The 21,895-nt window shown below is 70.3% G+C and carries 21 protein-coding genes; 10 read left to right on the top strand and 11 right to left on the bottom strand.

Going from position 1 to position 21,895, the window contains the following annotated elements; genetic code table 11:
• The first annotated feature begins 221 nt into the window (after positions 1-221).
• Positions 222-2,045 (top strand): SPFH domain-containing protein, encoded by a 1,824-nt coding sequence (locus EYW49_RS12935; protein ID WP_131309996.1) that lies wholly within the window; start codon positions 222-224, stop codon positions 2,043-2,045.
• Positions 2,046-2,101: 56 nt separating this feature from the next.
• Here the strand turns inward: EYW49_RS12935 and EYW49_RS12930 are convergent, their stop codons facing one another.
• Genes EYW49_RS12930 through EYW49_RS12910 form a run of 5 tightly spaced genes read right to left on the bottom strand, consistent with a single transcriptional unit; the run spans position 2,102 to position 6,263 of the window.
• A complete protein-coding gene (locus EYW49_RS12930) occupies positions 2,102-3,322 on the bottom strand; it encodes a molybdopterin molybdotransferase MoeA (protein WP_131309995.1) in 1,221 nt (406 codons plus the stop codon).
• On the bottom strand, positions 3,319-3,804 hold the full coding sequence (gene moaC / locus EYW49_RS12925; protein ID WP_131309994.1) for a cyclic pyranopterin monophosphate synthase MoaC: 486 nt from the start codon (positions 3,802-3,804) through the stop codon (positions 3,319-3,321). Before moaC ends, EYW49_RS12930 begins: the two co-directional genes overlap by 4 nt.
• 2 nt (positions 3,805-3,806) lie before the next feature.
• Positions 3,807-4,610 carry an indole-3-glycerol phosphate synthase TrpC gene (gene trpC / locus EYW49_RS12920; protein WP_206365461.1) on the bottom strand — a complete coding sequence of 268 codons (804 nt, stop codon included), beginning with the start codon at positions 4,608-4,610 and terminating at the stop codon, positions 3,807-3,809.
• A complete protein-coding gene (gene trpD, locus EYW49_RS12915; RefSeq protein ID WP_131309993.1) occupies positions 4,607-5,620 on the bottom strand; it encodes an anthranilate phosphoribosyltransferase in 1,014 nt (337 codons plus the stop codon). Before trpD ends, trpC begins: the two co-directional genes overlap by 4 nt.
• A 37-nt stretch (positions 5,621-5,657) precedes the next feature.
• Positions 5,658-6,263 carry an anthranilate synthase component II gene (locus EYW49_RS12910; protein ID WP_131309992.1) on the bottom strand — a complete coding sequence of 202 codons (606 nt, stop codon included), beginning with the start codon at positions 6,261-6,263 and terminating at the stop codon, positions 5,658-5,660.
• Between the two features lie 257 nt (positions 6,264-6,520).
• Between EYW49_RS12910 and EYW49_RS12905 the strand changes: the two genes are divergently transcribed.
• Both EYW49_RS12905 and EYW49_RS12900 read left to right on the top strand, forming a co-directional pair.
• Positions 6,521-7,213 (top strand): ankyrin repeat domain-containing protein, encoded by a 693-nt coding sequence (locus tag EYW49_RS12905; RefSeq protein WP_131309991.1) that lies wholly within the window; start codon positions 6,521-6,523, stop codon positions 7,211-7,213.
• Positions 7,214-7,272: 59 nt separating this feature from the next.
• A complete protein-coding gene (locus tag EYW49_RS12900; protein WP_131309990.1) occupies positions 7,273-7,989 on the top strand; it encodes an ankyrin repeat domain-containing protein in 717 nt (238 codons plus the stop codon).
• 8 nt (positions 7,990-7,997) lie between these two features.
• Here the strand turns inward: EYW49_RS12900 and EYW49_RS12895 are convergent, their stop codons facing one another.
• The 3 genes from EYW49_RS12895 to EYW49_RS12885 form a co-directional block, all read right to left on the bottom strand.
• The gene (locus EYW49_RS12895) at positions 7,998-9,296 is read right to left on the bottom strand and encodes a TadE/TadG family type IV pilus assembly protein (protein WP_131309989.1); all 1,299 of its coding nucleotides are present in this window, start codon (positions 9,294-9,296) and stop codon (positions 7,998-8,000) included.
• Positions 9,297-9,493: 197 nt separating this feature from the next.
• Positions 9,494-11,011 carry an anthranilate synthase component I gene (trpE, locus tag EYW49_RS12890; RefSeq protein WP_131309988.1) on the bottom strand — a complete coding sequence of 506 codons (1,518 nt, stop codon included), beginning with the start codon at positions 11,009-11,011 and terminating at the stop codon, positions 9,494-9,496.
• 8 nt (positions 11,012-11,019) lie between these two features.
• Positions 11,020-12,915, bottom strand: coding sequence for a peptidylprolyl isomerase (locus EYW49_RS12885; protein WP_165498237.1), 1,896 nt, complete (start codon positions 12,913-12,915; stop codon positions 11,020-11,022).
• A gap of 267 nt (positions 12,916-13,182) precedes the next feature.
• Here EYW49_RS12885 and EYW49_RS12880 point away from each other — a divergent pair, with 267 nt between their 5' ends.
• Together EYW49_RS12880 and tpiA are read left to right on the top strand one after the other, a co-directional pair.
• Entirely contained in the window at positions 13,183-13,695 is a 513-nt protein-coding gene (locus tag EYW49_RS12880; RefSeq protein WP_131309986.1) for a hypothetical protein, read from the top strand.
• A 130-nt stretch (positions 13,696-13,825) separates the two neighbouring features.
• Complete coding sequence (tpiA, locus tag EYW49_RS12875; protein WP_131309985.1) at positions 13,826-14,566, top strand: triose-phosphate isomerase; 741 nt, start codon at positions 13,826-13,828, stop codon at positions 14,564-14,566.
• Positions 14,567-14,889: 323 nt separating this feature from the next.
• On the opposite strand, the gene EYW49_RS12870 is transcribed toward tpiA, so the two are convergent.
• A complete protein-coding gene (locus EYW49_RS12870; RefSeq protein WP_131309984.1) occupies positions 14,890-15,288 on the bottom strand; it encodes a DoxX family protein in 399 nt (132 codons plus the stop codon).
• A 331-nt stretch (positions 15,289-15,619) separates the two neighbouring features.
• Here EYW49_RS12870 and secG point away from each other — a divergent pair, with 331 nt between their 5' ends.
• The 5 genes from secG to kdsA all read left to right on the top strand — a co-directional run bounded on the left by secG (position 15,620) and on the right by kdsA (position 20,101).
• Complete coding sequence (secG, locus tag EYW49_RS12865; RefSeq protein ID WP_131310012.1) at positions 15,620-16,003, top strand: preprotein translocase subunit SecG; 384 nt, start codon at positions 15,620-15,622, stop codon at positions 16,001-16,003.
• 187 nt (positions 16,004-16,190) lie between these two features.
• Positions 16,191-17,819 carry a CTP synthase gene (locus EYW49_RS12860; protein ID WP_131309983.1) on the top strand — a complete coding sequence of 543 codons (1,629 nt, stop codon included), beginning with the start codon at positions 16,191-16,193 and terminating at the stop codon, positions 17,817-17,819.
• Positions 17,820-17,854: 35 nt separating this feature from the next.
• Entirely contained in the window at positions 17,855-18,274 is a 420-nt protein-coding gene (locus EYW49_RS12855) for a DUF350 domain-containing protein (RefSeq protein ID WP_131309982.1), read from the top strand.
• A gap of 43 nt (positions 18,275-18,317) precedes the next feature.
• Entirely contained in the window at positions 18,318-19,274 is a 957-nt protein-coding gene (locus tag EYW49_RS12850; protein WP_165498236.1) for a VOC family protein, read from the top strand.
• On the top strand, positions 19,271-20,101 hold the full coding sequence (gene kdsA, locus EYW49_RS12845) for a 3-deoxy-8-phosphooctulonate synthase (protein ID WP_131309980.1): 831 nt from the start codon (positions 19,271-19,273) through the stop codon (positions 20,099-20,101). Before EYW49_RS12850 ends, kdsA begins: the two co-directional genes overlap by 4 nt.
• Positions 20,102-20,115: 14 nt before the next feature.
• On the opposite strand, the gene EYW49_RS12840 is transcribed toward kdsA, so the two are convergent.
• Positions 20,116-20,613 carry a CinA family protein gene (locus EYW49_RS12840; RefSeq protein ID WP_131309979.1) on the bottom strand — a complete coding sequence of 166 codons (498 nt, stop codon included), beginning with the start codon at positions 20,611-20,613 and terminating at the stop codon, positions 20,116-20,118.
• A gap of 11 nt (positions 20,614-20,624) precedes the next feature.
• Positions 20,625-21,830 carry a bifunctional 2-C-methyl-D-erythritol 4-phosphate cytidylyltransferase/2-C-methyl-D-erythritol 2,4-cyclodiphosphate synthase gene (locus EYW49_RS12835; RefSeq protein ID WP_131309978.1) on the bottom strand — a complete coding sequence of 402 codons (1,206 nt, stop codon included), beginning with the start codon at positions 21,828-21,830 and terminating at the stop codon, positions 20,625-20,627.
• Between the last annotated feature and the right edge of the window lie 65 nt (positions 21,831-21,895).

Here is a 21,895-nt window from a genome sequence, read left to right as displayed (position 1 = left end):
GTCGCGCGCAATCACGAGTGGCCGGTCGGCCGAACCTCGACTATGGAATCGGTGGGACCGAGCGGGGGCGAGGTCGGCCGGATCTCGCGCCCCGGTCGGGTTGGTCGCGCGCGACCGGGCCGCGCCGATCGCCGGCGTTCGTCGCGCTTCCCCGTACGCCCGGATGATGTCCCGCACCGACCTCGTCCCGAGGTCAGATCTCGCACGGAAAGGGCCCAGCGATGCTCGCTCTCACCGTCTTTCTGCTCGCGATTCTCGCCGCCGTCGTCGTCCCGCCGCGCCTGCCGCAGGCCTTGGCCGGCGACCGTCGGACCGCGGCGGTCTTCGCCGTTCGTTTCGTGACGCTGCTGATCGCCGGCGCCGCCGTCTTGTCGACCTCGGTCGTCCGGATCGGGCCGTCGAGCGTCGGTGTGGTCCAGCGGCTCTATCTCGGCGGTTCGCTGTCCGCCGGCCACGTCATCGCCACCGCCGGCGAGACCGGCTTCCAGGCCGACATCATCCCGCCCGGCGCCTTCCACATCTGGCCGTTCTACAATGTCCTCAACACCATTCACGAATTGCCGGTGGTGGTGGTGCCGAACGGCTTCTACGGCCGCATCGTCGCCAACGACGGCGAGCCGCTCGCCGAGGGCGAAGTGATGGCCGAGGAATGGCCCGAGGCCGAGTTCGCCAAGTTCCTCGATGCCGAATGGTTCCTCCAGCATCACGGCAAGCGCGGGCTGCAGCTGTCGATCCTCAAGCCCGGCGTCTATCCGTTGAATCTGGCGCTGTTCAGCGTGCGGATCGGCTACGAGAAGAACGGCCGCGACATCACCGACTCGGTCGACGACGTCTATTCGATCGAGGGCAAGAAGCGCGAGAACACGCCGCTCACCACCGCCATCACCCGCGTGCCGGCCGGCACCGTCGGGGTGGTCCGCTCGACAGTGGCCCGCCGCGGCATCGACTGCGTGACCCACACCGCCAGCACCGACGTCGGCGGCCTGACCGCGGAGGTCGTGCCGATGGGCTGCAAGGGCATCTGGCGCACCTCGCTGCCGCCCAACGACTACTACCTCAACCGCGACGCCTATGACGTGACCCTGGTCTCGACGCGGGTTACCACCCTGGAGTTCAAGGGCGGCTTCGTACGGCGCTTCCTCGATCTCAAGGTCGATGCCAAGGGCGACTTCCAGCAGACCGAGCGCTCGGCCAATTTCTCGGTTCCCGACGGCGCCGCCGACAGCGCGGTCAACACCAAGGTCGAAGGCTGGGAGATCCCCCAGGAACTGCGCGCCATCGTCCAGATCACCCCGGAGAACGCGCCGATCGTCGTCGCCGCGGTCGGCGGGCAGGATCAGGTCGATCAGCGCATCGTCATCCCGGCGATCCGCAGCCACGTCCGCAACGTCTACGGTTCCGAGATCGCCGTCACCGAACCCGACGGCGCCGGCGGGACCCGTGAGATCCGCCGGCCGACGCGGGTGCTCGACACCATCGATCACCGGGTCGAGCTCGAGAACGCCATTCTCGATCGGGCGCGCGTCGACGGCCGCCGCGCCGGCGTCGACATCAAGGAGATCCGGCTCGGCGAATCGGCGATCCCGCCCGAATTGCTGCTCGCCCGCCAGCGCGAGCAACTCGCCGGGCAACTCAAGGCCGCCTACATCCAGGAACAGACCTCGCAGGAGCAGCGCCAGAAGACCGAGCAGGCCCGCGCCACCGCCGACCAGCAGCGCGATCTGGTCAAGGCGCAGATCGCGGTCAAGACCGCGCAACTCGCCCAGGACCGTCGTCAGGCCGAGGGCCACGCCGAGCGGCTGTTCCTCGAGGAACAGGCCGCCGGCCAGACCGCCCAGGCCAACGTCCTCGGCAAGGACAGCGTGCTGCGCCTGCGCGAGCTGGAACTGGTGCTGACCCTGTTGCGCGACAATCCGCAGATCGTCACCGGCCTGAAGCTGCCGAGCGTCTGGGTGTCCGGCTCGAACGGCCTGGAAGGCACCGCCGCGGTGCTCGGCGCCTTCCTCGGCGGTGCGGTGCCCGAGGCCCGCGGCCTCGGCAAGTGAGCGGGCGATGCGGTTGCAGGATGCGGGGCGTCGGCGCCCGTCGCCGGCGGCGCGGCTCAGCGCAGCCTGAGCACCTCGACCGGGCTGCCGGCGGGGGCCACGGGCGCATGCGGCGGGCGCAGGATCAGCGCATCGGCGGCGGCGAAGCGCGACAGCAGCGAGGAATCCTGGAGATCGACCGGGCGCACCGTGGTGCGGCCGTCGGCGTCGCGGCCGAGGGTGCCGCGCAGATAGTCCTGGCGTTCGTCGTTGGCGGCGAGGTCTGAGGCCGCGATCGCCCGCTCGAACGGCACCACCGGCCGCCGGTCGCCCGACAGCGCGCGCACCAGCGGCGCCAGGAACACCACCGCGCCGACCAGCGAGGCGGCGGGATTGCCGGGCAGGCCGATCACCCGTTGACGCCCGCGGCGGCCGAGCATCAAGGGCTTGCCTGGGCGCATGGCGATCTTCCAGAAGCCGATGTCGACGCCGGCCTCGCCGAGGGCCGCGTGGACGTGGTCGTGGTCGCCGACCGAGGCGCCGCCGATGGTCACCAGCACGTCGACGTCGCCGGCGAGCGCCGCGGTCACCACCGCGACGGTGGCGTCGAGCCGATCGGCCACGATGCCGAGCTCGACCGGCACACCGCCGATCGCCGCGACCAGGGCGGCGATGCCGACGCCGTTGGAGGCGACGATCTGATCGGGGCCGGGCTCGGTGCCGGGCGCCACCAACTCGTCGCCGGTGGCGAGAATCGCCACCCGCGGACGGCGGTGGACGGCGATCTCGGCGTGGTTCATCGCGGCGATCAGGCCGAGATTGGTGAAGTCGAGGCGGGTGCCGGCGGTGAGCCCGATCTCGCCGTCGCGGAAGTCGGCGCCGGCGCGGCGGACGTTGCGGCCGGGCGTGACGGCGTCGCCGAGGATCACCCGGTCGCCCTCGCTGCGGGTCGCTTCCTGGACCACCACGGTGTCGGCGCCGACCGGCATCGGCGCGCCGGTGAAGATCCGCACGGCCTCGCCGGCGGCGACCGGCACGGCGGCGCGCCGGCCGGCGGCGGCCTCGCCGATCGCCGTCAGGACGGCGCCCGGGTGCGCGGCATCCGCTGCGCGGATCGCCCAGCCGTCCATGGCCGAGACGTCGAAGGGCGGCTGGGTCCGTCGCGCGGCGAGATCTTCGGCGAGCACCCGGCCGGGTGCGTCGGCGAGTGTGATGCGTTCGATTGGCGTCGGGGCGACGTCGGCGAGCAGGGCGGCACGCGCCGTCTCGACCGGGGTCAGCGGTTTGCGCGGGCTCATGAAGCGTGCCAGTGGCCGGAGCGGCCGCCGGACTTCTCGAGCAGCCGGACGCCGCCGATCACCATGCCGCGGTCGACCGCCTTGGCCATGTCGTAGACGGTGAGGGCGGCGACGGAAGCCGCGGTCAGCGCCTCCATCTCGACCCCGGTCTGGCCGGAGACCCGGGCGGTGGCGACGATCCTGAGCCCCGGCAGTTCGGTGTCGGGCTCGATCACCACCGCGACGTTGGTCAGCAGCAGCGGATGGCACAGCGGGATCAATTCGTGGGTGCGCTTGGCGGCCATGATCCCGGCGATGCGGGCGGTGGCGATGACGTCGCCCTTGGCGGCGCGATGCTCGAGGATCAGGGCCAGGGTGGCCGGTGCCATCGTCACATGGGCCTCGGCGACGGCGGTGCGCGAGGTCACCGCCTTGTCGCCGACGTCGACCATGCGGGCCGAGCCCGAGGCATCGACGTGGCTGAGGGTAGGGGTGTCGGCCATGGTCAGGCGTCCTCGAGGAGGGCCGCCGTGGCGGCGGCGACGTCGGACGAGCGCATCAGGCTCTCGCCGACCAGGAAGGTGGTGATGCCGACCGCCGCGAGGCGGGCGCAGTCGGCGGGGGTGAAGATGCCGCTCTCGCCGACCACCAGACGGTCGGCCGGGATCTGCGGCGCGAGCCGTTCCGACACCGTGAGCGACAGTTCGAAGGTGCGCAGATCGCGGTTGTTGACGCCGATCAGCGGCGAGGCGAGGCGCAGGGCGCGCGCCAGTTCCGCCTCGTCGTGGACCTCGATCAGCACGTCCATGCCGAGGGCGAAGGCTTCCGTCTCGAGCGCCGCGGCGGTGGCGTCGTCGACCGCGGCAAGGATGATCAGGATGCAGTCGGCGCCCCAGGCGCGGGCCTCGACCACCTGGTAGGGGTCGAACAGGAAGTCCTTGCGCAGCACCGGCAGGGCGGTGGCGTCGCGGGCGGCGGCGAGGAAGCCGGGGGCGCCCTGGAACGACGGCGCGTCGGTCAGCACCGACAGGCAGGCGGCGCCGCCCTGCTCGTAGGCGCGGGCCAGTGCCGGCGGATCGAAGTCGGGGCGGATCAGCCCCTTGGACGGGCTCGCCTTCTTGATCTCGGCGATCAGGCCGCGACGGCCGGCGGCCTTGCGGGCGGCGAGCGCCGCGGCGAAGCCGCGCGGCGGCGCGACGTCGGCGAGGCGAGCGCGCAACTCGACTTCGGGCAATGTGGCCCGGGCGGCGGCGATCTCGTCGCGCTTGTAGCGCTCGATCCGGCGCAGGATGTCGGGGATCTCGGTCATCGGCCGGAGACCTCGATCAGCGCCGACAGGCGGGCGTGCGCCGCGCCAGAATCGATCGCTTCCCTCGCCATCGCCACGCCCTCGGCGAGGCCGGCGGCGCGACCGGCGACCACCGCGGCGGCGCCGGCGTTCATCAGCACGATGTCGCGATAGGCCGAGGGCTCGCCGGCCAGCACCGCGCGCAGCGCTTCGGCGTTGCGCTGGGCGTCGCCGCCCTTCAGCGCCTCGGGCGGATGGCGCGGCAGACCGACCTGTTCGGGGGTCACGGTGAACACGGTGACGCGGCCGTCGGCCAGCGCGGCGACATGGGTCTCGCCGGTCACGGTGATCTCGTCGAGACCGTCGGAGCCGTTGACCACCCAGGCGGCGGTCGTGCCGAGATTGGCCAGCACCCGGGCGACCGGTTCGACCCAGGCGCGGGCGAAGACCCCGGTCATCTGCCGCTTGACCCCGGCCGGATTGGACAGCGGTCCGAGCAGATTGAACACCGTGCGGGTGCCGAGTTCGACGCGGGCCGGGCCGACGTGTTTCATCGCCGCATGGTGGGCGGGGGCGAACATGAAGCCGACCCCGGCCTCGCGCACGCACTCGGCGATGCGCTCCGGCGAGATGTCGATCTTGACCCCGAGGGCGACCAGCACGTCGGCCGAGCCGGACTTCGACGACAGCGCGCGGTTGCCGTGCTTGGCGATCGGGATGCCCATGGCGGCGGCGACGAAGGCCGAGGCGGTCGAGACGTTCCACGAGCCGGAGCCGTCGCCGCCGGTGCCGACGATGTCGACCGCGTCGGCGGGGGCCGCGACCCGCAGCATCTTGTCGCGCATCACCTCGACGGCGCCGGTGATCTCGTCGACGCTCTCGCCGCGGACCCGGAGTGCCATCAGGAAGCCGCCGATCTGCGCCGGAGTGGCGGCGCCCGACATCATCACGTCGAAGGCGGTGCGCGCCTCCTCGCGGCTCAGACTCGCGCCGGTGGCGGCCTTGCCGATCAGCGCCTTGAGGTCGGTCATGGGTCGAGGTCTCCGTCGCGGCCGATCCGCCGCGGGTTCACGCCGCGCGCCGCCCGCGCCGGTGGTCGTTGAAGTCGCGGGCGATGGCGAGGAAGTTGCGCATCAGGTCGGCGCCGCATTCCGAGGCGATCGATTCGGGATGGAACTGCACGCCGTGCACCGGGTGTTCGGCGTGCATCATGCCCATGATCAGCCCGTCGTCGGAACTCGCGACCGGGATCAGCGACGGCGGCAGGTCGTCGCGGGCGACGATCAGCGAATGATAGCGGGTCGCCCGGAAATCGTGATTGAGGCCACGGAACAGCCCCCGGCCGTCGTGACGGATGGTGCTGGTCTTGCCGTGCATCAGCGAAGGGGCGCGGATCACCCGGCCGCCGTAGGCCTGCCCGATCGCCTGATGGCCGAGGCAGACGCCGAAGATCGGCACCTCGGCGCCGAGGCGGGTGATCACCTCGAGGCACACCCCGGCCTCGGTCGGGGTGCGGGGCCCGGGCGACAGCACGATGCCCTCGGGATCGCGGCGGGCGATCTCGTCGACGGTGATCTTGTCGTTGCGCACGACCTCGAGCTCGGGACCGAGTTCCCCGATCAGATGGACGAGGTTCCAGGTGAAGCTGTCGTAGTTGTCGATGACCAGGAACAAGGCGGGCGGACCTCCGTGCCGGACGTGACGTCACAGATAACGAGGCGAGGCGGCTTTGTCACGCGGGGAGGGGGCGCCCCACATCCGTCGGGGACGATAGGAATATAATCCTCTCGCGCAAAACGCGTGCGACGATGATACACTCTCATCGTTCGCGAGACCTCCGCCATGGTTCCCCGTTCCGCCGCCCCCTACCACCCCACGACGCCCTCGATCGCCGCGTTGCGCTCCGATCACTACCGCGGGGGACCGACCCCATGAAGCGCATTGCGAGATTGCTCGCCGTTTTGGTGGTTCTCGGCTCGCTGCCCTTCGGCGTGGCGCTCGCGCTCGATTATTGGCACGATCACGCGTTCCGGTCGTTCCAACTGTCCTCTCTCTCCTTCGAGGACGCCTTCGCACTGGAGAACCGCGAAGATCTCCTGTTCGTGGCCGCGGAAAACGAGTGGGGCGACGTCTTCGTTCGATGGGCGCGTTGGCGCGGCTTCGATCCCAATCCACCCGCACGCCGATATCGGCCGATCGACTACGCCCTCGTGATCCTCGGAGGGGGCTGTACGCCCCCGGTCCGCCCCTTCGAAGCGCTGGCGTCGAGTGGTATCGACCTGGAACGAGGCGTCGGGACCGCCGGCCCGATCGTGCTCGTCGCCGCAGCGTGCAAGCGACCCGATCTCGTGCGGATCCTCCTCGCGGCAGGGGCAAATCCCAATGCACGCAATTCCGGAGGCGAAGGCCTGTTGGATCTTCTGGGTGAAACGGCATTCGGACCCGATCGCGGGATGATCTGGCCGCTGCTTCTGGACCGTGGGTTCGATCCGTGTACCGGCCTTCGCGGGCCTGATGGAACCCGACCCTTGCACTTCCGTCTCACCGACCTCGACCTTCCCGACCTCGCCGCCCGCGCCGAAGCCGCTTGCGCGGCGAAGGGGGTCGGGGAGACCGTGCGATGAGTGGGGCGCCGACGAGGACTACAGCAGCCGATCCGTCACGACCACGGAGCGCACATCCCATGACCCGGCCTCTCGGTCGCCGCCTCCTGAAGATCGCCGGCGTCGGGCTCGCCTCAGCCGTGGCGTTGTTCGCCGTCTTCGTCGCCGGGGTGATCGTCTACGACGAACTCCACGAACGTTGGCCGCAACGCACGGAGCTCGCCGTCGTCTGGGTGGCGGATCTGCTCGCGATCGGCACACCCGAAGACCGCTACGTTTCTGCGCTCGCGCTCGAGGGCGGCGCCGGGCTGATGCGCTGGATGCGCGGGTGGGGCTTCGATCCCAATGCGTCGATCCAAGGCTATACGCCGCTGACCGTGGCTCTGGACTATCCCGCGATGTACACGTCGCCCGAAAAGCTCGCCGTCATCCTCGACGCCGGTGGCGATCCGAACCGCCGCGACGCATCGAGACAGCTCCCGATCGTCATGGTCGCCCGTCAGGGCAAACCGGCCCTGCTCGCCGTTCTGCTCGATCACGGTGCCGATCCGAACGCGCGAGACGGATACGACAGCGGCGTGCTCGATCTGCTCTGCTCGGACGACTGTCGCGATCAGCCCGGCTTCGTCACTCTGCTGCTCGATCGCGGGCTCGATCCCTGCACGCCGGTTCGTCGCCGGTCGGGCTCGGACGACCGCGTTCCCCTCGCGATCTGGCTCGCGTCCGAAGGCATGTCCGACCTCGCCGCCCGCACCGAAGCCGCTTGCGCGGCGAAGGGGGCCGGCGCGGCGCGATGAGCGGGCACTCAGTTGCTGATGCGCAGGGTGCTGGTGATCTGGACCACGGCGGTGTTCATCGCCGCCTGGATGCCGGGGCCGTCGGTGGCCGAGAAGGCCCATTGCGCGCTGGTCGCGCAGGCCTTCATGGTCGGCTGCATCGAGGACGCCCAAGGCGCGACGATCTGGGTGTACTGGGCGTCGTTGGGAACCACCGGATAGGTCGCCTCGACGGTGATCAGGGTCACGCCGGCGTTCTTCAAGGTGGTGCAGTTGGTGCCATAGGCGAGATCGGTGGAGCGGCCGTAGGTGGTGCCGGGCGCCGGCAGGTCCTCGAGGGCATCGGTGATGAAGATCACATAGGTCTTGCGGCTGGTCGTCGAGGTGCCGTCGCCGACGTTGGCGAGCAGGTTCTTGATCGAGGTGAGCGCACTGGCGGTCTTGGTGTAACCCCAGTTCGACGAGGAGGTGCCGACCGGCTCGACGTCGATGTTGGCGGCGCTGGAGATCGCCGTCGACATGCTCGAAGTGCTCGCCTGCAGCGTCGTGAAATTCGTCGCGTAAGTGTAGATCGCCGTCTTCGACTGCGCATTGGCCTTGGTCAGGGCGGTATTGAGCGTCGTCAGAAAGGTCTGTACCGCGGTCGTGACGTAGTCGATCTTCAGCTTGATGTTCTTGGTTTTGGCGAGAACGCGATAATCGGTCGATCCGTAGTAGTGATTGGGGTCGTGGCAGGCGAAGCCACAATAACCGAAGGCCGAACTGGCCTGCAGCGTCGCGATGTCCGCCGACGTTCCGCCGATCGCCATCGAGCCGGAAATGTCGACCAGGAACAGGAACTGATAATAGGACACCGGCAGCGCGGCGACGGCACTGGCATCCGCCGCGAGATCGATCGAGGTCTTGCCGACCGCGGCCAGCAGCGAGGTCGGGGCCGAAGCGGTGGCCGAGGCGGTGGCGCCGATGCTCTGGGCCGAGGGGATGCTCATGGTCAGCGTCAGAACCGGCGCGGCGGCGAGCTTGAGGCCGGCGACCGAGGCGTTGAACAGCGCGGTGCCGGCGTTGACGCCGAGGGTCGAGGCGGTCGCGGCATTGGCGGCGGAGAAGCCGTTGTCGGACAGGTAGTCGACCGCGGCGCGCGAGGCGGCCAGCGCCGCGCCGTCGACGGCGCTCTGCAATTCGGTGCGGTTGCGCACCGCCACCGAATAATCGATCGCCAGGCCGACGGCGAAGATCAGCGGCACCAGCGCCAGGGCGAACATCATCGCGACGTTGCCGCTTCGATCGGCGGCGAAGCGCGCGAGACGGGTGCGCAACGGGTCCGTCATAGAGGGGCTCTCCGGGTGCCGATCGGGGCGGTGGACCGGTCTTCCGACCGATCCTCCCGACTCACAGGCGCGGAGTCTGACGCCCAGAGACCAAGAGAGTCCTAATTCGACCGGCGAAACGCCGGGGTATTTCCATCAATTCGCGACGATCCCGAACGTTTCGGACGATATGCCGCGCTCGCCCCGGCGGCGGGCGGTCACTGCCCGTCGCCGACCGTCGCGGCGAAACGCACCGCCTCTTCGGCCGCGCGGAACAGCGCCTTGGCCTTGTTGACGCATTCGACCTGCTCGGAGGCCGGGACGCTGTCGGCGACGATGCCGGCGCCGGCCTGGACATACATGCGTCCGTCGCGCACCACCGCGGTGCGCAGCGCGATGCAGGTGTCCATCGCGCCGTCGGCGGAGAAATAGCCGACGCAGCCGGCATAGAGGCCGCGTTTCTCGGCCTCGAGCTCGTCGATGATCTCCATCGCCCGCACCTTGGGGGCGCCCGACACGGTGCCGGCCGGGAAACCGGCGGCCAGCGCGTCGAGGGCGTCGCGGCCGGGGGCGAGGCGCCCGACGACGTTCGAGACGATGTGCATGACGTGGCTGTAGTACTCGACGAAGAATTTGTCGGTGACCCGTACCGAGCCGATCGAAGCGACGCGGCCGACGTCGTTGCGGCCGAGGTCGAGCAGCATCAGGTGCTCGGCGCATTCCTTCGGGTCGGCGAGCAGGTCGGCGGCGTTGCGCTCGTCCTCGACCGGCGTCGCGCCGCGGGGCCGCGTGCCGGCGATCGGCCGGATGGTGACCTCGCCGTCGCGCACCCGTACCAGGATCTCCGGGCTGGAACCGGCGACCGCGAAGTCGCCGAAGTCGAGGAAGTAGAGGAACGGCGCCGGATTGACCCGCCGCAGCGCCCGGTAGAGGGCGAAGGGCGGCAGCGGGAAGGGCGCCTCGAAGCGCTGCGACAGCACCACCTGGAAGATGTCGCCGGCGCGGATGTAGTCCTTGGCGCGATCGACCATCGCGGCATATTGGGCCGGCGTGGTGTTGGAGGTCGCGGCCATGTCGAGCGACAGATCGCCGATCTCGTAGGCGCCGCGGGCGAGCGGCCGGTCGAGGGCGTCGACCACCGCGGTCAGCCGATCGACGGCGCGGGCGTGCGCATGGGGTGCCGAAACCCCGGCCTCCGGGTGAACCCGGGTGACGATCCAGATCTCGTCCTTGACCGCGTCGAAGATCAGCACGGTGCGCGGCCGCACCAGGATCGCGTCGGGCAGGCCGATCGGATCGGGATTGGGGGCGCCGATCGCCTCCATCTGGCGGACCATGTCGTAGCCGAGATAGCCGAACATGCCGGCCGACATCGGCGGCAGGCCCGGCGGCATCTCGAACTCGTTGTCGTGGACGAGGCTGCGCAGCACGTCGAGCGAACGGCCTTCGACCGGCTCGAATGCGGTGCGGTCGACGGCGAAGCGGCGGTTGATCTCGCCGGCCTCGCCGCGGGCGCGGAACACCAGATCGGGATCGAGAGCGATCATCGAATAGCGGCCGCGGGTCGAGCCGCCCTCGACCGATTCGAGCAGGATGCTCGGATCACGCCCGGCGGCGACCTTGAGATAGGCCGAGACCGGGGTCTCGAGATCGGCGACCAGGGTGGTCCACACCACGGTCGAGCGCCCGGCGTCGTAGAGCGGGGCGAAGGCTTCCGGCGACGGTTCGACACGCATGACGGGCCTCAGTCCTTGGAACGGCCGATGACGCGCGCGATCACCTGCTGGTTGGAACTGACGCCGATCTCCTTCTGAACCCGCACCAGCCAGCTCTCCAGCAGGGTGTTCTGGATCGCGTTCGAGGTCTGGGCGGCGAGCGCCTTGGCGTCGTCGGTCTCGGCGAAGAACACCGGTTCGGTGATCGAGGCGACCTGCAGGACGATGCGGCCCTCGTCCTTGGCCGGGGCGATCGCGACATGGCCCTCGCCGCCGGCGAAGGCGGCCGAGACGGCGGCGGTCGACAGGTCGTCGGCGGGCTCGTCGCGCTTGATCTCGCTCGACGTCTTGGGCTCCAGCTTGGTGTCGGCGGCGACCTTGTCGAATTCCTCGCCGGCCTTCAGGCGGGCGACGAAGGCGGCGGCGGCGGCATCGAGGCGTTTGGCGTCGGCTTCGGCGGTCCAGGCGGCGACGACACGATCGTGGACCTCGGCCAGCGGCCGGTCGTGGGCCGGCGCCACCGCGGTCACCGCGTACCACAGGAAGCCGTGGCCGCCGAGATCGAGGGTGTCGTTCTCGACGCCGACGTCGCTCTCGAAGGCGCCGGTCAGGAGCTTCGCCTGCTGCGGCAGGCCGGTCAGCTTGACGCCGGAGGACAGGGTGCCGTCGCGGGTGACCGCGTCGATGACCACCGGGTTGAGGCCGAAGCGGGTCGCGACCTCGGACAATTTGGCGCCGCCGGCCAGCGCGTCTTCGATCTGGTCGTGGCGCGACAGCACCTCGCCTTCGGCGCGACGACGGGCGATCTCGGTCTTCAACTCGTTCGCGACATCCGCATAGGCCTTCTCGGTGCCGGGCACCTTCTCGGCGAGCTTGAGGATGACGGTGGCGATGCGGCCGGCGACCGGGCCGACGGTGCCGCCGACCTCGGGGATGGCGAAGGCGGCGTCGCCGATCGTCGTATCGACGAAGCCGGTGCGGGCCAGCAGGCCGAGATCGACGTCCTCGACCTTGGCGCCGCGCTCGGCGACCAGATCCTCGAAGGGCGTTCCGGCGGCGAGACGGGCGGCGGCAGCCGTGGCCGCCGCCGCGTCGTCGAAGCTCAGTTGCAGCACCCGACGCTTCTCGGGCGTGGTGAACTTGGCCTTCTGGCGGGCATATTCGGCGCGGGCGTCGTCGTCGGTGACGTCGGCGGGATTGGCGATCGCCGCGGCGTCGAGCACCAGGGCGATCAGTCCGCGGGTCTCCGGCGCCCGGAAGGCGGCCTTGCGCTGTTCATAGAACGTCGCGAGATCGCTCTCCGACGGCGTCGGCAGAGCGCCGAGGCTCGCCGGCGAGACGGTCACGTAGCGCAGGGTGCGGGTCTCGTTGCGGTAGCGGTCGATCGCCTCGGCCCACACCTTCGGCGCGGTGAAGCCGCCGGAGACGCCGTCGAGCAGCTGGCTGCGCAGCGCATCGGCGCGGCGACGGGTGACGTAGATGTCCTCGTTCCAGCCGTTGGAGCGCAAGAGCTCGACGAAGCGGCTGCGATCGAAGGCGCCCGAGGCGCCCTTGAAGGCGGGGTCCATCAGGATCTGCGCGCCGATGGTCGAATCGGAAATGCCGAGGTGCAGGCTGCGTACCGCTTCCGACAGCGTCACGTCGGTGACGATCTTCGACAGGATCTGTTGCGATACGCCGGTGCGCAGCGCCTCGTCCTTGGTCAGGTTGCGGCCGAGCCGGCTCGACGCCTGCTGCAACTCGCGGGCGTAGGTCTGATCGAGTTCGGCGACGCCGATCTCGTGCGACCCGACCCGGAAGGCGGTGTTCGAGCCGAAGCCGCGGAACACGTCGGCGATACCCCAGACGCCGAAGCTGACGATCAGCACCGACAGGAGAACTTTGGAAACCCAGGTGGAGGCGCCGCGGCGCAGAACGTCGAGCATGGGGGCGTGGGACCGATCGGATGCGGGTTCGGGCAGCCGGAGAGGGCCCCGGCGCGAGCGGCGCGGATCATAGGAACGGAGCGGGCGCGAGGCAAGGCGGCATCGGGACCTCCGGTATCGAAGCTCGCGGAGCGCCGCGGCGACCGATTCTCCGTCGAAAGACATCCCGCGCAACCGGTTGCCGCAGAGGGCGGGCGGGAGACATGATGAGCGCGCCGAGTCGCCCTCCGGTGCGGGCGCGCTGCGGCTCGCCTCCGGAGTGCCCGCATGCCGCCGACCGATCCTACGCTTCTCGTTCCGGTCACCCTGGCGGCGCGCGACATGCGGCGGATACCGCTCCTCGGCTTGGCCTTGGGCGCCGCGGTGGCGGGTGGGGTGCTGCACGCCCTCGAACCGGGGCTGACCGGCGTGATCGCCCTGGCAATCTGTTGGGCGATGGTGCTCGGCTGTCTCGCCCTGATCCTGCCCGGTGCCAACACGCTGCGGCTCGACGCCGCGGGCTTCCGGATCCGGGCGTGGCTGGTGTTCGCCCACACCATTCCCTGGAACGCGGTGCTGTCGATCGACGCCGGCGAGGCCTGGTCCGGCGGATCGGTGCTGATCGAACTGGCGCCGGCCGAGGACGCCCGCCGGATTCCCGGCCTGCCGCGCGATCCGACCCTCGATCGCCGCTCTCTGGTCGACAGCTACGGGCTCGAGCCCGAGGATCTCGCCGAGCACATGCGGGCGCTGTGGCGGGCGGCGGGCGGGGCGGCGCCCGGGCGGCGGACCGATCCGTAGTGTTCCGGCCGGACGGCCGGGCACCAGCGCGATGGTTGCGGGATGTTCGAGCGAAGTGCTACCGATCGGCGCGGCGTCGCCGGTCCGTCGGGCCGGGCGCGCCTCGCAACAAACCGCGTGGAGACCCGAGATGAAGCCCCTCGTCGCAGGCAACTGGAAGATGAACGGCGTCGCCGCCTCGGTCGCCGAGCTCGATGCCATGATCGCCGGCCATGATGCCGCCAGCCGCGCCGTGGTCGATCTGGCGATCTGCCCGCCGGCCGTGTTGATCGCCGCCTTTGCGCCGCGCTCCGGCCCGATCGCCATCGGCGGTCAGGACTGCCACGCCAAGGTCTCCGGCGCCCATACCGGCGACATCGCCGCCGAGCAGCTCAAGGACGCCGGCGCGACGATGGTGATCGTCGGCCATTCGGAGCGCCGCACCGATCACGGCGAGACCGACGAGATCGTCCGCGCCAAGGCGGAAGCGGCGCAGCGCGCCGGACTGGTGGCGATCGTCTGCGTCGGTGAGACCGAAGCCGAGCGCAAGTCGGGCCGCGCCCTCTATGTGGTCGGCACCCAGGTCGACGGCTCGATGCCCGCGAGCGCGACCGCCGAGTCGCTGGTCGTCGCCTATGAGCCGGTCTGGGCGATCGGCACCGGGCTGGTACCGACGGCGGCCGACGTCGCCGAAGTCCACGGCTTCATCCGCGCCAAGCTCGTCGCCCTCTACGGGCCGGTCGGCGAAAGCGTGCGGATCCTCTACGGCGGCTCGGTCAAGCCGTCGAACGCCAAGGAACTGCTGTCGGTGAAGAACGTCAATGGCGCCCTGGTCGGCGGCGCCAGCCTCAAGGCGACCGACTTCCTGGCGATCGCCGCGGCCTATCGCTGACGGTGCGGCGATTTGCGCATCGCCTTCGGATCCGGACGGGTCTAGATGCGTTGCGCAGCAGAAATGCTACACACCGATGCGCCGCCCACGGGTCGCATCGGCGGGTTCCGGCAGAAGGCGCTCCGTCGAAAGCGCCCGCGGAGGAAACGGGTTTCCCTTGAGGACGCCCGAGGAGAACCACTCGATCAACGAGTGTGCAGACGAGACAGGCGGCGGCTCCGAGGAGCCTGCCGCCTTCGTCGTTTCTGGGGCCTCGTTCCACCCGCCGCGACCGAGCCGGAGCCCGATCGCGGGGAAGGGCCGAGGACCGGTGTCGGCTCCGATCAGGCGCCGCGCTTGGCGTCGAGCGACCAGGCGCCGGCGCCGGCGAACACCAGATAGAGGAACACGAAACAGAACTGGATGGCGCTGTCGCCGCCGTTGATGATCGGGAAGAAGCTCTTCGGTGCGTGGGCCATGAAGTAGGCGACGGCCATGAAGCCGGCCAGCACGAAGGCGGTCGGGCGGGTGAACAGGCCGACCAGCAGCAGCAGACCGCCGGCCAACTCGAGCACGCCGGCGAGGCCGTAGAGCGAGAACACCGGCATGCCGTCGAACATCGCGACATGCGGGAAGGCGAAGAACTTGGCGGTGCCGTGGGCCAGGAACACCAGCGCGGTGACGATGCGCAGGGCGGCGAGGGCCTTGGGAGCCTGGGGGTTGAGCGTTTCGGTGAGCGTCATCGGATCTCGTCCTCGGATCGGGGCGACCGGCGCGTCGGCGGGTCGCGGTTTGGGGTGAGCGGATCTTGCCCTCTGCGACCGGTTCGCACGAGCCACCGTCGGAGCGACGCATCGTTCGACATATGGAAACAATGACGGGGTGATCACCGATATGTGAGGGGGTGTTTACGAACGATCATCGCGACGCTCGTCGCTCTGGCGTCGGCGGCGGGGATCGTGTAAGACCCCCTCCGAACGTCGTGCGGGTCTACCCGCTCGCGGCGCGTGATTCATGGCTCGGACCCCGTCAGCGGACGGATGCCGCAGTCTTCGAGAAAGCCGGTTGGGATCGATGGAAACCGTCATCATCGTGATTCATCTGATGTTGGTGCTGGCTCTGGTCGGGGTCGTGCTCCTCCAGAAGTCGGAGGGCGGGGCGCTCGGCATCGGCGGCGGCGGCTTCATGTCGTCGCGCGGTACCGCCAACGTGCTGACCCGCACCACCGCCATCCTCGGCGCCGGGTTCTTCGCCACGTCGCTGGTGCTGGCGGTCCTCGCCGGGCGCACCGGCGAGCGGCCCTCGTCGATTCTCGACCGGGCGGTCCCGGCCGCGTCGCAGCCGGCGGCCCCGAGTGCTCCGGCGGCACCGGCGAGCCCGGCCGGCATCCTCGACCAGCTCCAGCAGATGCAGAAGAGCGGCCAGTCGGCTCCGGCTCCCAAGCCCGCCGGTCAGTGACCGCCGGGCTCCGGTGACGGGGCCCGCGCATCGATCCGGGACCGGTCGGGCCGACGATGCCCCCCCGGTCCCGCTTTCGTTCGTGAACAGGTCGGATTGCGATCGGCACCGACCCCCGTGGATGATATCGACGTACGCCGTTCGCGCTCTCGCGAATCGGGCGTCGATGAGCTAATGGTCGAATCCCATGGCGCGGTACGTATTCATCACCGGCGGTGTGGTGTCCTCGCTCGGCAAGGGGCTTGCGTCGGCGGCCCTCGGAGCGCTCCTTCAGGCACGTGGGTACAAGGTCCGGCTGCGCAAGCTCGACCCGTATCTCAACGTCGATCCCGGGACGATGTCGCCGTATCAACACGGCGAATGCTTCGTCACCGACGACGGCGCCGAGACCGATCTCGATCTCGGCCACTACGAGCGGTTCACCGGGCGACCGGCGACCAAGCAGGACAACATCACCACCGGCAAGATCTACCAGGACATCCTGGCCAAGGAGCGCCGCGGCGACTACCTCGGCGGCACCGTCCAGGTGATTCCCCACGTCACCGACGCGATCAAGGAATTCGTGGTCGCCGGCAACGAGGACTACGACTTCGTCCTGATCGAGGTCGGCGGTACGGTCGGCGACATCGAGGGCCTGCCGTTCTTCGAGGCGATCCGCCAGCTCGGCAACGAGTTGCCGCGCGATCACGCGGTCTACGTCCATCTGACCCTGATGCCCTACATCCCGTCGGCCGGCGAGTTGAAGACCAAGCCGACCCAGCATTCGGTCAAGGAACTGCGCTCAATCGGCATCCAGCCCGACATCCTCCTGGTGCGCGCCGACCGCTCGATCCCCGAGACCGAACGTCGCAAGCTGTCGCTGTTCTGCAATGTCCGCCCCTCGGCGGTGATCCAGGCCCTCGACGTCCCGTCGATCTACGACGTGCCGATCGCCTATCACGAGCAGGGGCTCGACGACGAAGTGCTGGCGGCCTTCGGCATCGGCGGGGTGCGCGAGCCCGACGTGTCGCGCTGGCGTGGCATCTCCGACCGGATCCACAATCCGGAAGGTCAGGTGACCATCGCGGTGGTCGGCAAGTACACGGAGATGAAGGACGCCTACAAGTCGCTGACCGAGGCGCTGACCCACGGTGGCATCGCCAACCGGGTCAAGGTCAACATCGACTGGCTGGAGTCGGAGGTCTTCGAGAAGGAGGATCCGACCCCCTATCTCGAACACGTCCACGGCATCCTGGTACCCGGCGGCTTCGGCAAGCGCGGCACCGAGGGCAAGATCCTCGCGGCGAGCCATGCCCGGCGCAAGAAGATCCCCTATTTCGGCATCTGTTTCGGGATGCAGATGGCGGTGATCGAGGCGGCCCGCAATCTCGCCGGCATCGCCGACGCCAATTCGACCGAGTTCGGCCCCTGCGAGGCGCCGGTGGTCGGCCTGCTGACCGAATGGGTCAAGGGCAACGAGTTGCACACCCGCGAAGAGGGCGGCGACCTCGGTGGCACCATGCGGCTCGGCGCCTACGAGGCGCGGCTCGAGGCCGGCTCCAAGATCGCCGAGATCTACGGCTCGACGGTGATCTCCGAGCGCCATCGCCATCGCTACGAGGTCAACATCGCCTATCGCGACGCCCTCGAGGCGGCGGGCCTGCACATCTCGGGCATGTCGCCGGACGGCATCTTGCCGGAAACCGTGGAAATCGCCGATCATCCGTGGTTCATCGGCGTCCAGTACCATCCGGAACTGAAGAGCCGGCCGTTCGAGCCGCATCCGCTGTTCACCTCCTTCATCGCTGCGGCGAAGGAGCAGAGCCGGCTGGTGTGACGTCGAGCGCCCCCGAGACCGAAGGGCCCGCGACCATGGATCTGCAACCGCTCACCGAAAGCCTCGCCGGCCTCGGACCCTTCGTGGTCTATGTCGGGCTGGCCCTGGGGCTGATCGCCCTCTACGTCGCGGTCTACACGGTCGCCACGCCGCACGACGAGTTGGCGCTGATCCGCGCCGACAATCGCGCCGCGGCGATCGCCTTCGCCGGCAGCATGATCGGCTACACCCTGCCGCTGGCGGTCGCCGCCCAGCACGCCGCGACCCTCCTGGTCTATCTGGTGTGGGGCGTGGTGGCGATCGTGGTGCAGGTCGGGGTCTATTGGTTCTTCCGACTGATGCTGCTGCGCGACGTCTCTGCGCGGATCGAGCGCGGCGAAATCTCTTCGGGCATCCTGCTCGCCAGCGCCTCGATCGCCGGCGGCATCGTCGACGCCGCGGCGATGGCGATCTGACCCGCCCGTTCCCCGTCCCGAGCGCGACCCGCGAGGACCTGCCGTGACCCCGATCCCGACGCTCGTCCGCGCCATCGCCGGCGGTCCCCCGGCGGGCCGCGGCGTCGACCACGTCGTGGTTGTCGGCCACGCCCTCGACCGGCTCTCCGACGCCTGGCACCGGCTCGGCTTCCGCACCACCGAGATCGGCGTCCATCCCTGGGGCACGATCAACCGAACGATCCGCTTCGATCATTCGTTCGTCGAGCTTCTGGCGATCGCCGAGCCCGGCCGGATCCCGCCGACAGAATCCGGCGCCTTCTCCTTCGGCGGTTTCGTCGCCGACCGGCTGGCGCGCCGGGGTGAAGGGCTGGCGATGCTGGCGCTCGCCTCCGACGATCCCGACGCCGATCGTGCCGCCTTCGCAGCCGCCGGGCTCGGGCTCGCCGCACCCTTCGGTTTCGAGCGTCAGGCAGTCGCCGAGGACGGCAGCGAGCGGACCGTCGGCTTCGATCTGACCTTCGCGACCCTGCGCGGCAGCCGGATCGGCGAGTCCTGCGACGCCGGGTTCTTCACCTGCCGCCATCGGGTGCCGGACGACTTCTGGGACGCGGTGCCGCCGCGCCATCCCAACACCGCGGTGGGGCTTTCGGCGATCGTCGCGGTGGCGCCCGATCCGGCCGATTACCACATCGATCTCGAGGCCTTCGCGGGGTTGCGCGCCCTGCGCGCCTCGAGCTTCGGGCTGGCCCTCGATCTGCCGCGCGGCACCCTCGAGGTGTTGACGCCGGCCGCCTTCCGTTGGCGCCATGGCGCCGACAGCCTGCCGATCGAGCCGCGCGGGCTGTCGCTCGCCGGTCTGCGTTTCGCCGTCGCCGATTTCGGCGAGGCGGCGGCGCAACTGATTGCCGGCGGCTTCCCGGTCCTCGACCGGGCCGAGAGTTTCGTCGTCGCCGATGTCGCCGGGGTCGCGGTGGCGTTCGAGCCTGCGTCTCCCCGACCGCCTCAGGAGCTTCGATGACCCCCGCCACGGAAGTCCGGATCGGTTCGGTCCGCTTCGCCAACCATCTGCCCTTCGCGCTGATCGCCGGCCCCTGCCAGATGGAGAGCCGCGCCCACGCCCTGGAGATGGCCGCGGCGCTGAAGGAGATCACCGAGACCCTCGGCATCGGACTGGTGTTCAAGACCTCGTTCGACAAGGCCAACCGCACCTCGGCGAGCGCGGCGCGCGGCCTCGGTCTCGACGCGGCCCTGCCGGTGTTCGCCGAGATCCGCGAAAGCCTCGGGATCCCGGTGCTGACCGACGTCCACGACGCCCATCAGTGCGCGCCGGTCGCCGAAGCGGTCGACGTGCTGCAGATCCCGGCCTTCCTGTGCCGCCAGACCGACCTGCTGCTCGCGGCCGCCGCGACCGGCCGGGTGGTCAACGTCAAGAAGGGCCAGTTCCTGGCGCCCTGGGACATGAAGAACGTCGTCGCCAAGCTGGTCGACGCCGGCAATCCCAACGTGCTCTTGACCGAGCGCGGCGCCAGCTTCGGCTACAACACCCTGGTCTCCGACTTCCGGGCGCTGCCGATCATGGCCGAGACCGGCGCGCCGGTGATCTTCGACGCCACCCATTCGGTGCAGCAGCCGGGCGGGCAGGGCACCTCGTCGGGCGGCGAACGGCGCTTCGTGGCGGTGCTGGCTCGCGCCGCGGTGGCGGTCGGCGTCGCCGGCCTGTTCATCGAGACGCACGAGGATCCCGACCGCGCGCCGTCCGACGGGCCCAACATGGTGCCGCTCGCCGAGATGCCGGCGCTGCTCGCCCGTCTCCAGGCCTTCGACCGCATCGCCAAGGCCGTCTGACCCGACCCGCGGACTCAGCCCCAGGCGATCGCCGCGTCGAGCAGATCGAGCGCCTGGACGATCGAGGCGTGGCGCACCGCGTCGCGCCCGAGATCGCCGAAGCGGCATTCGACCGGCTCGACCCGATCGCCGCGGGCCACCGCGAAATGCACGAGGCCGACCGGCTTCTTGGCCGAGCCGCCGCCGGGGCCGGCGATGCCGGTGATCGCCACCGCGACCTGCGCCTTGGAATGCGCCAGCGCGCCGGCCGCCATCTCGACCGCGACCTGCGGATCGACGGCGCCGCGCCGGGCCAGCAGCGCCACATCGACCCCCAGCATCTCGGCCTTGGCGTCGTTGGAATAGGTGACGAAGCCGCGCTCGAACACGTCCGAGGACCCGGCGATCGCCGTCAAGAGGCCGGCGACCAGGCCGCCGGTGCAGCTCTCGGCGGTGGCGAGCTTGAGGCCGCGGGCGCGGGCGGCGGCCAGCGTCGCGGCAGCACGGGCTTCGAGGGGGGAGAGATCCTGCACTTCGGGCTCCTTCAGGGCAGCGGCAGACGGACGGTGGCGGTGGCGATCGCCGCGATACCCTCGCGACGGCCGACGAATCCGAGTTTCTCGTTGGTGGTGGCCTTGACCGCCACCCGGTCGAGGGCGACGCCGCACAGCTGCGCGAGGCGGGTGCGCATCGCCTCGCGGTGCGGCCCGATCTTCGGCGCCTCGGCGATCAGTGTGACGTCGGCATGGGCCAGGAACCCGCCGCGCGCCGCCATCCGCGCCAGCGCATCCGCCAGGAACACCGCCGAATCGCAGCCACGCCAACGCATCTCGGAGGGCGGGAAATGGGCGCCGATGTCGCCGTCGCCGAGCGCCCCGAGAATCGCGTCGGTCAGGGCGTGCAGCGCCACGTCGGCGTCGGAATGGCCGTCGAGGCGGGCGTCATGGTCGATCCGCACCCCGCACAGGGTGACGAAGTCGCCCGGCACCAGGGCGTGGACGTCGTAGCCGGTGCCGACCCGGACGTCGGCGGCGCGGGCGAAGCGGTCGCGATCGAGGCGGCGCTCGGCCTCGATCAGGTCCTCGGCCGTGGTGACCTTGACGTTGGCCGGGTCGCCGGTGACCACCCGCACCGCCAGCCCCGCCCATTCGGCGACCGCGGCGTCGTCGGTAAAGGCGTCCTGGCCTTCCGCTGCGGCGCGGCGATGGGCGGCGAGCAGGGCGGGATAGCGGAAGCCCTGGGGGGTCTGGGCGGCATGGAGGTCGTTGCGAGGGCGCGTGGCGAGGATGTGGCCCGCCGCGTCGGCGTGTTTCAGGGTGTCGACCACCGGGACGGCGACCAGCGCACCCTCGACTTCGGCGAGCGCGGCGATCGCCCGGTCGATCACCGCGGCGGTGACGAAGGGGCGGGCGGCGTCGTGGACCAGCACCAGATCGGGCGGATCGGCGGCCAGCGCCTCGAGCCCGCGGGCGACCGAGATCTGGCGACTGGCGCCGCCGGTGACCGCCGGCCCCAGGCGCGCGGCGGCGGCGAGGTCGGCGATCGCCGCGGCATAGAGATCGCCGTGGTCGGGATGGATGACGGTGACGATGCGGTCGATCGCCGGATGGGCGAGGAACACGTCGAGCGTATGGGCGAGCAGACTGCGTCCGGCCAGCCGGCGGTACTGCTTGGGCGCTTCGCCGACCTCGCCGGCCCGCGTTCCGGTCCCCGCCGCGACGATCACCACCGCCACCTGTCTCTCGGCCACTCGCCGTCTCCCCTCCGTTGCGACCGCCGCCGCGGTCCGCGATCGGTATAGCCGAGGATCGATCG

Source organism: Siculibacillus lacustris, assembly GCF_004328075.1.
Lineage (GTDB): Bacteria > Pseudomonadota > Alphaproteobacteria > Rhizobiales > Ancalomicrobiaceae > Siculibacillus > Siculibacillus lacustris.
This window is presented reverse-complemented; position numbering and strand designations above follow the sequence as displayed.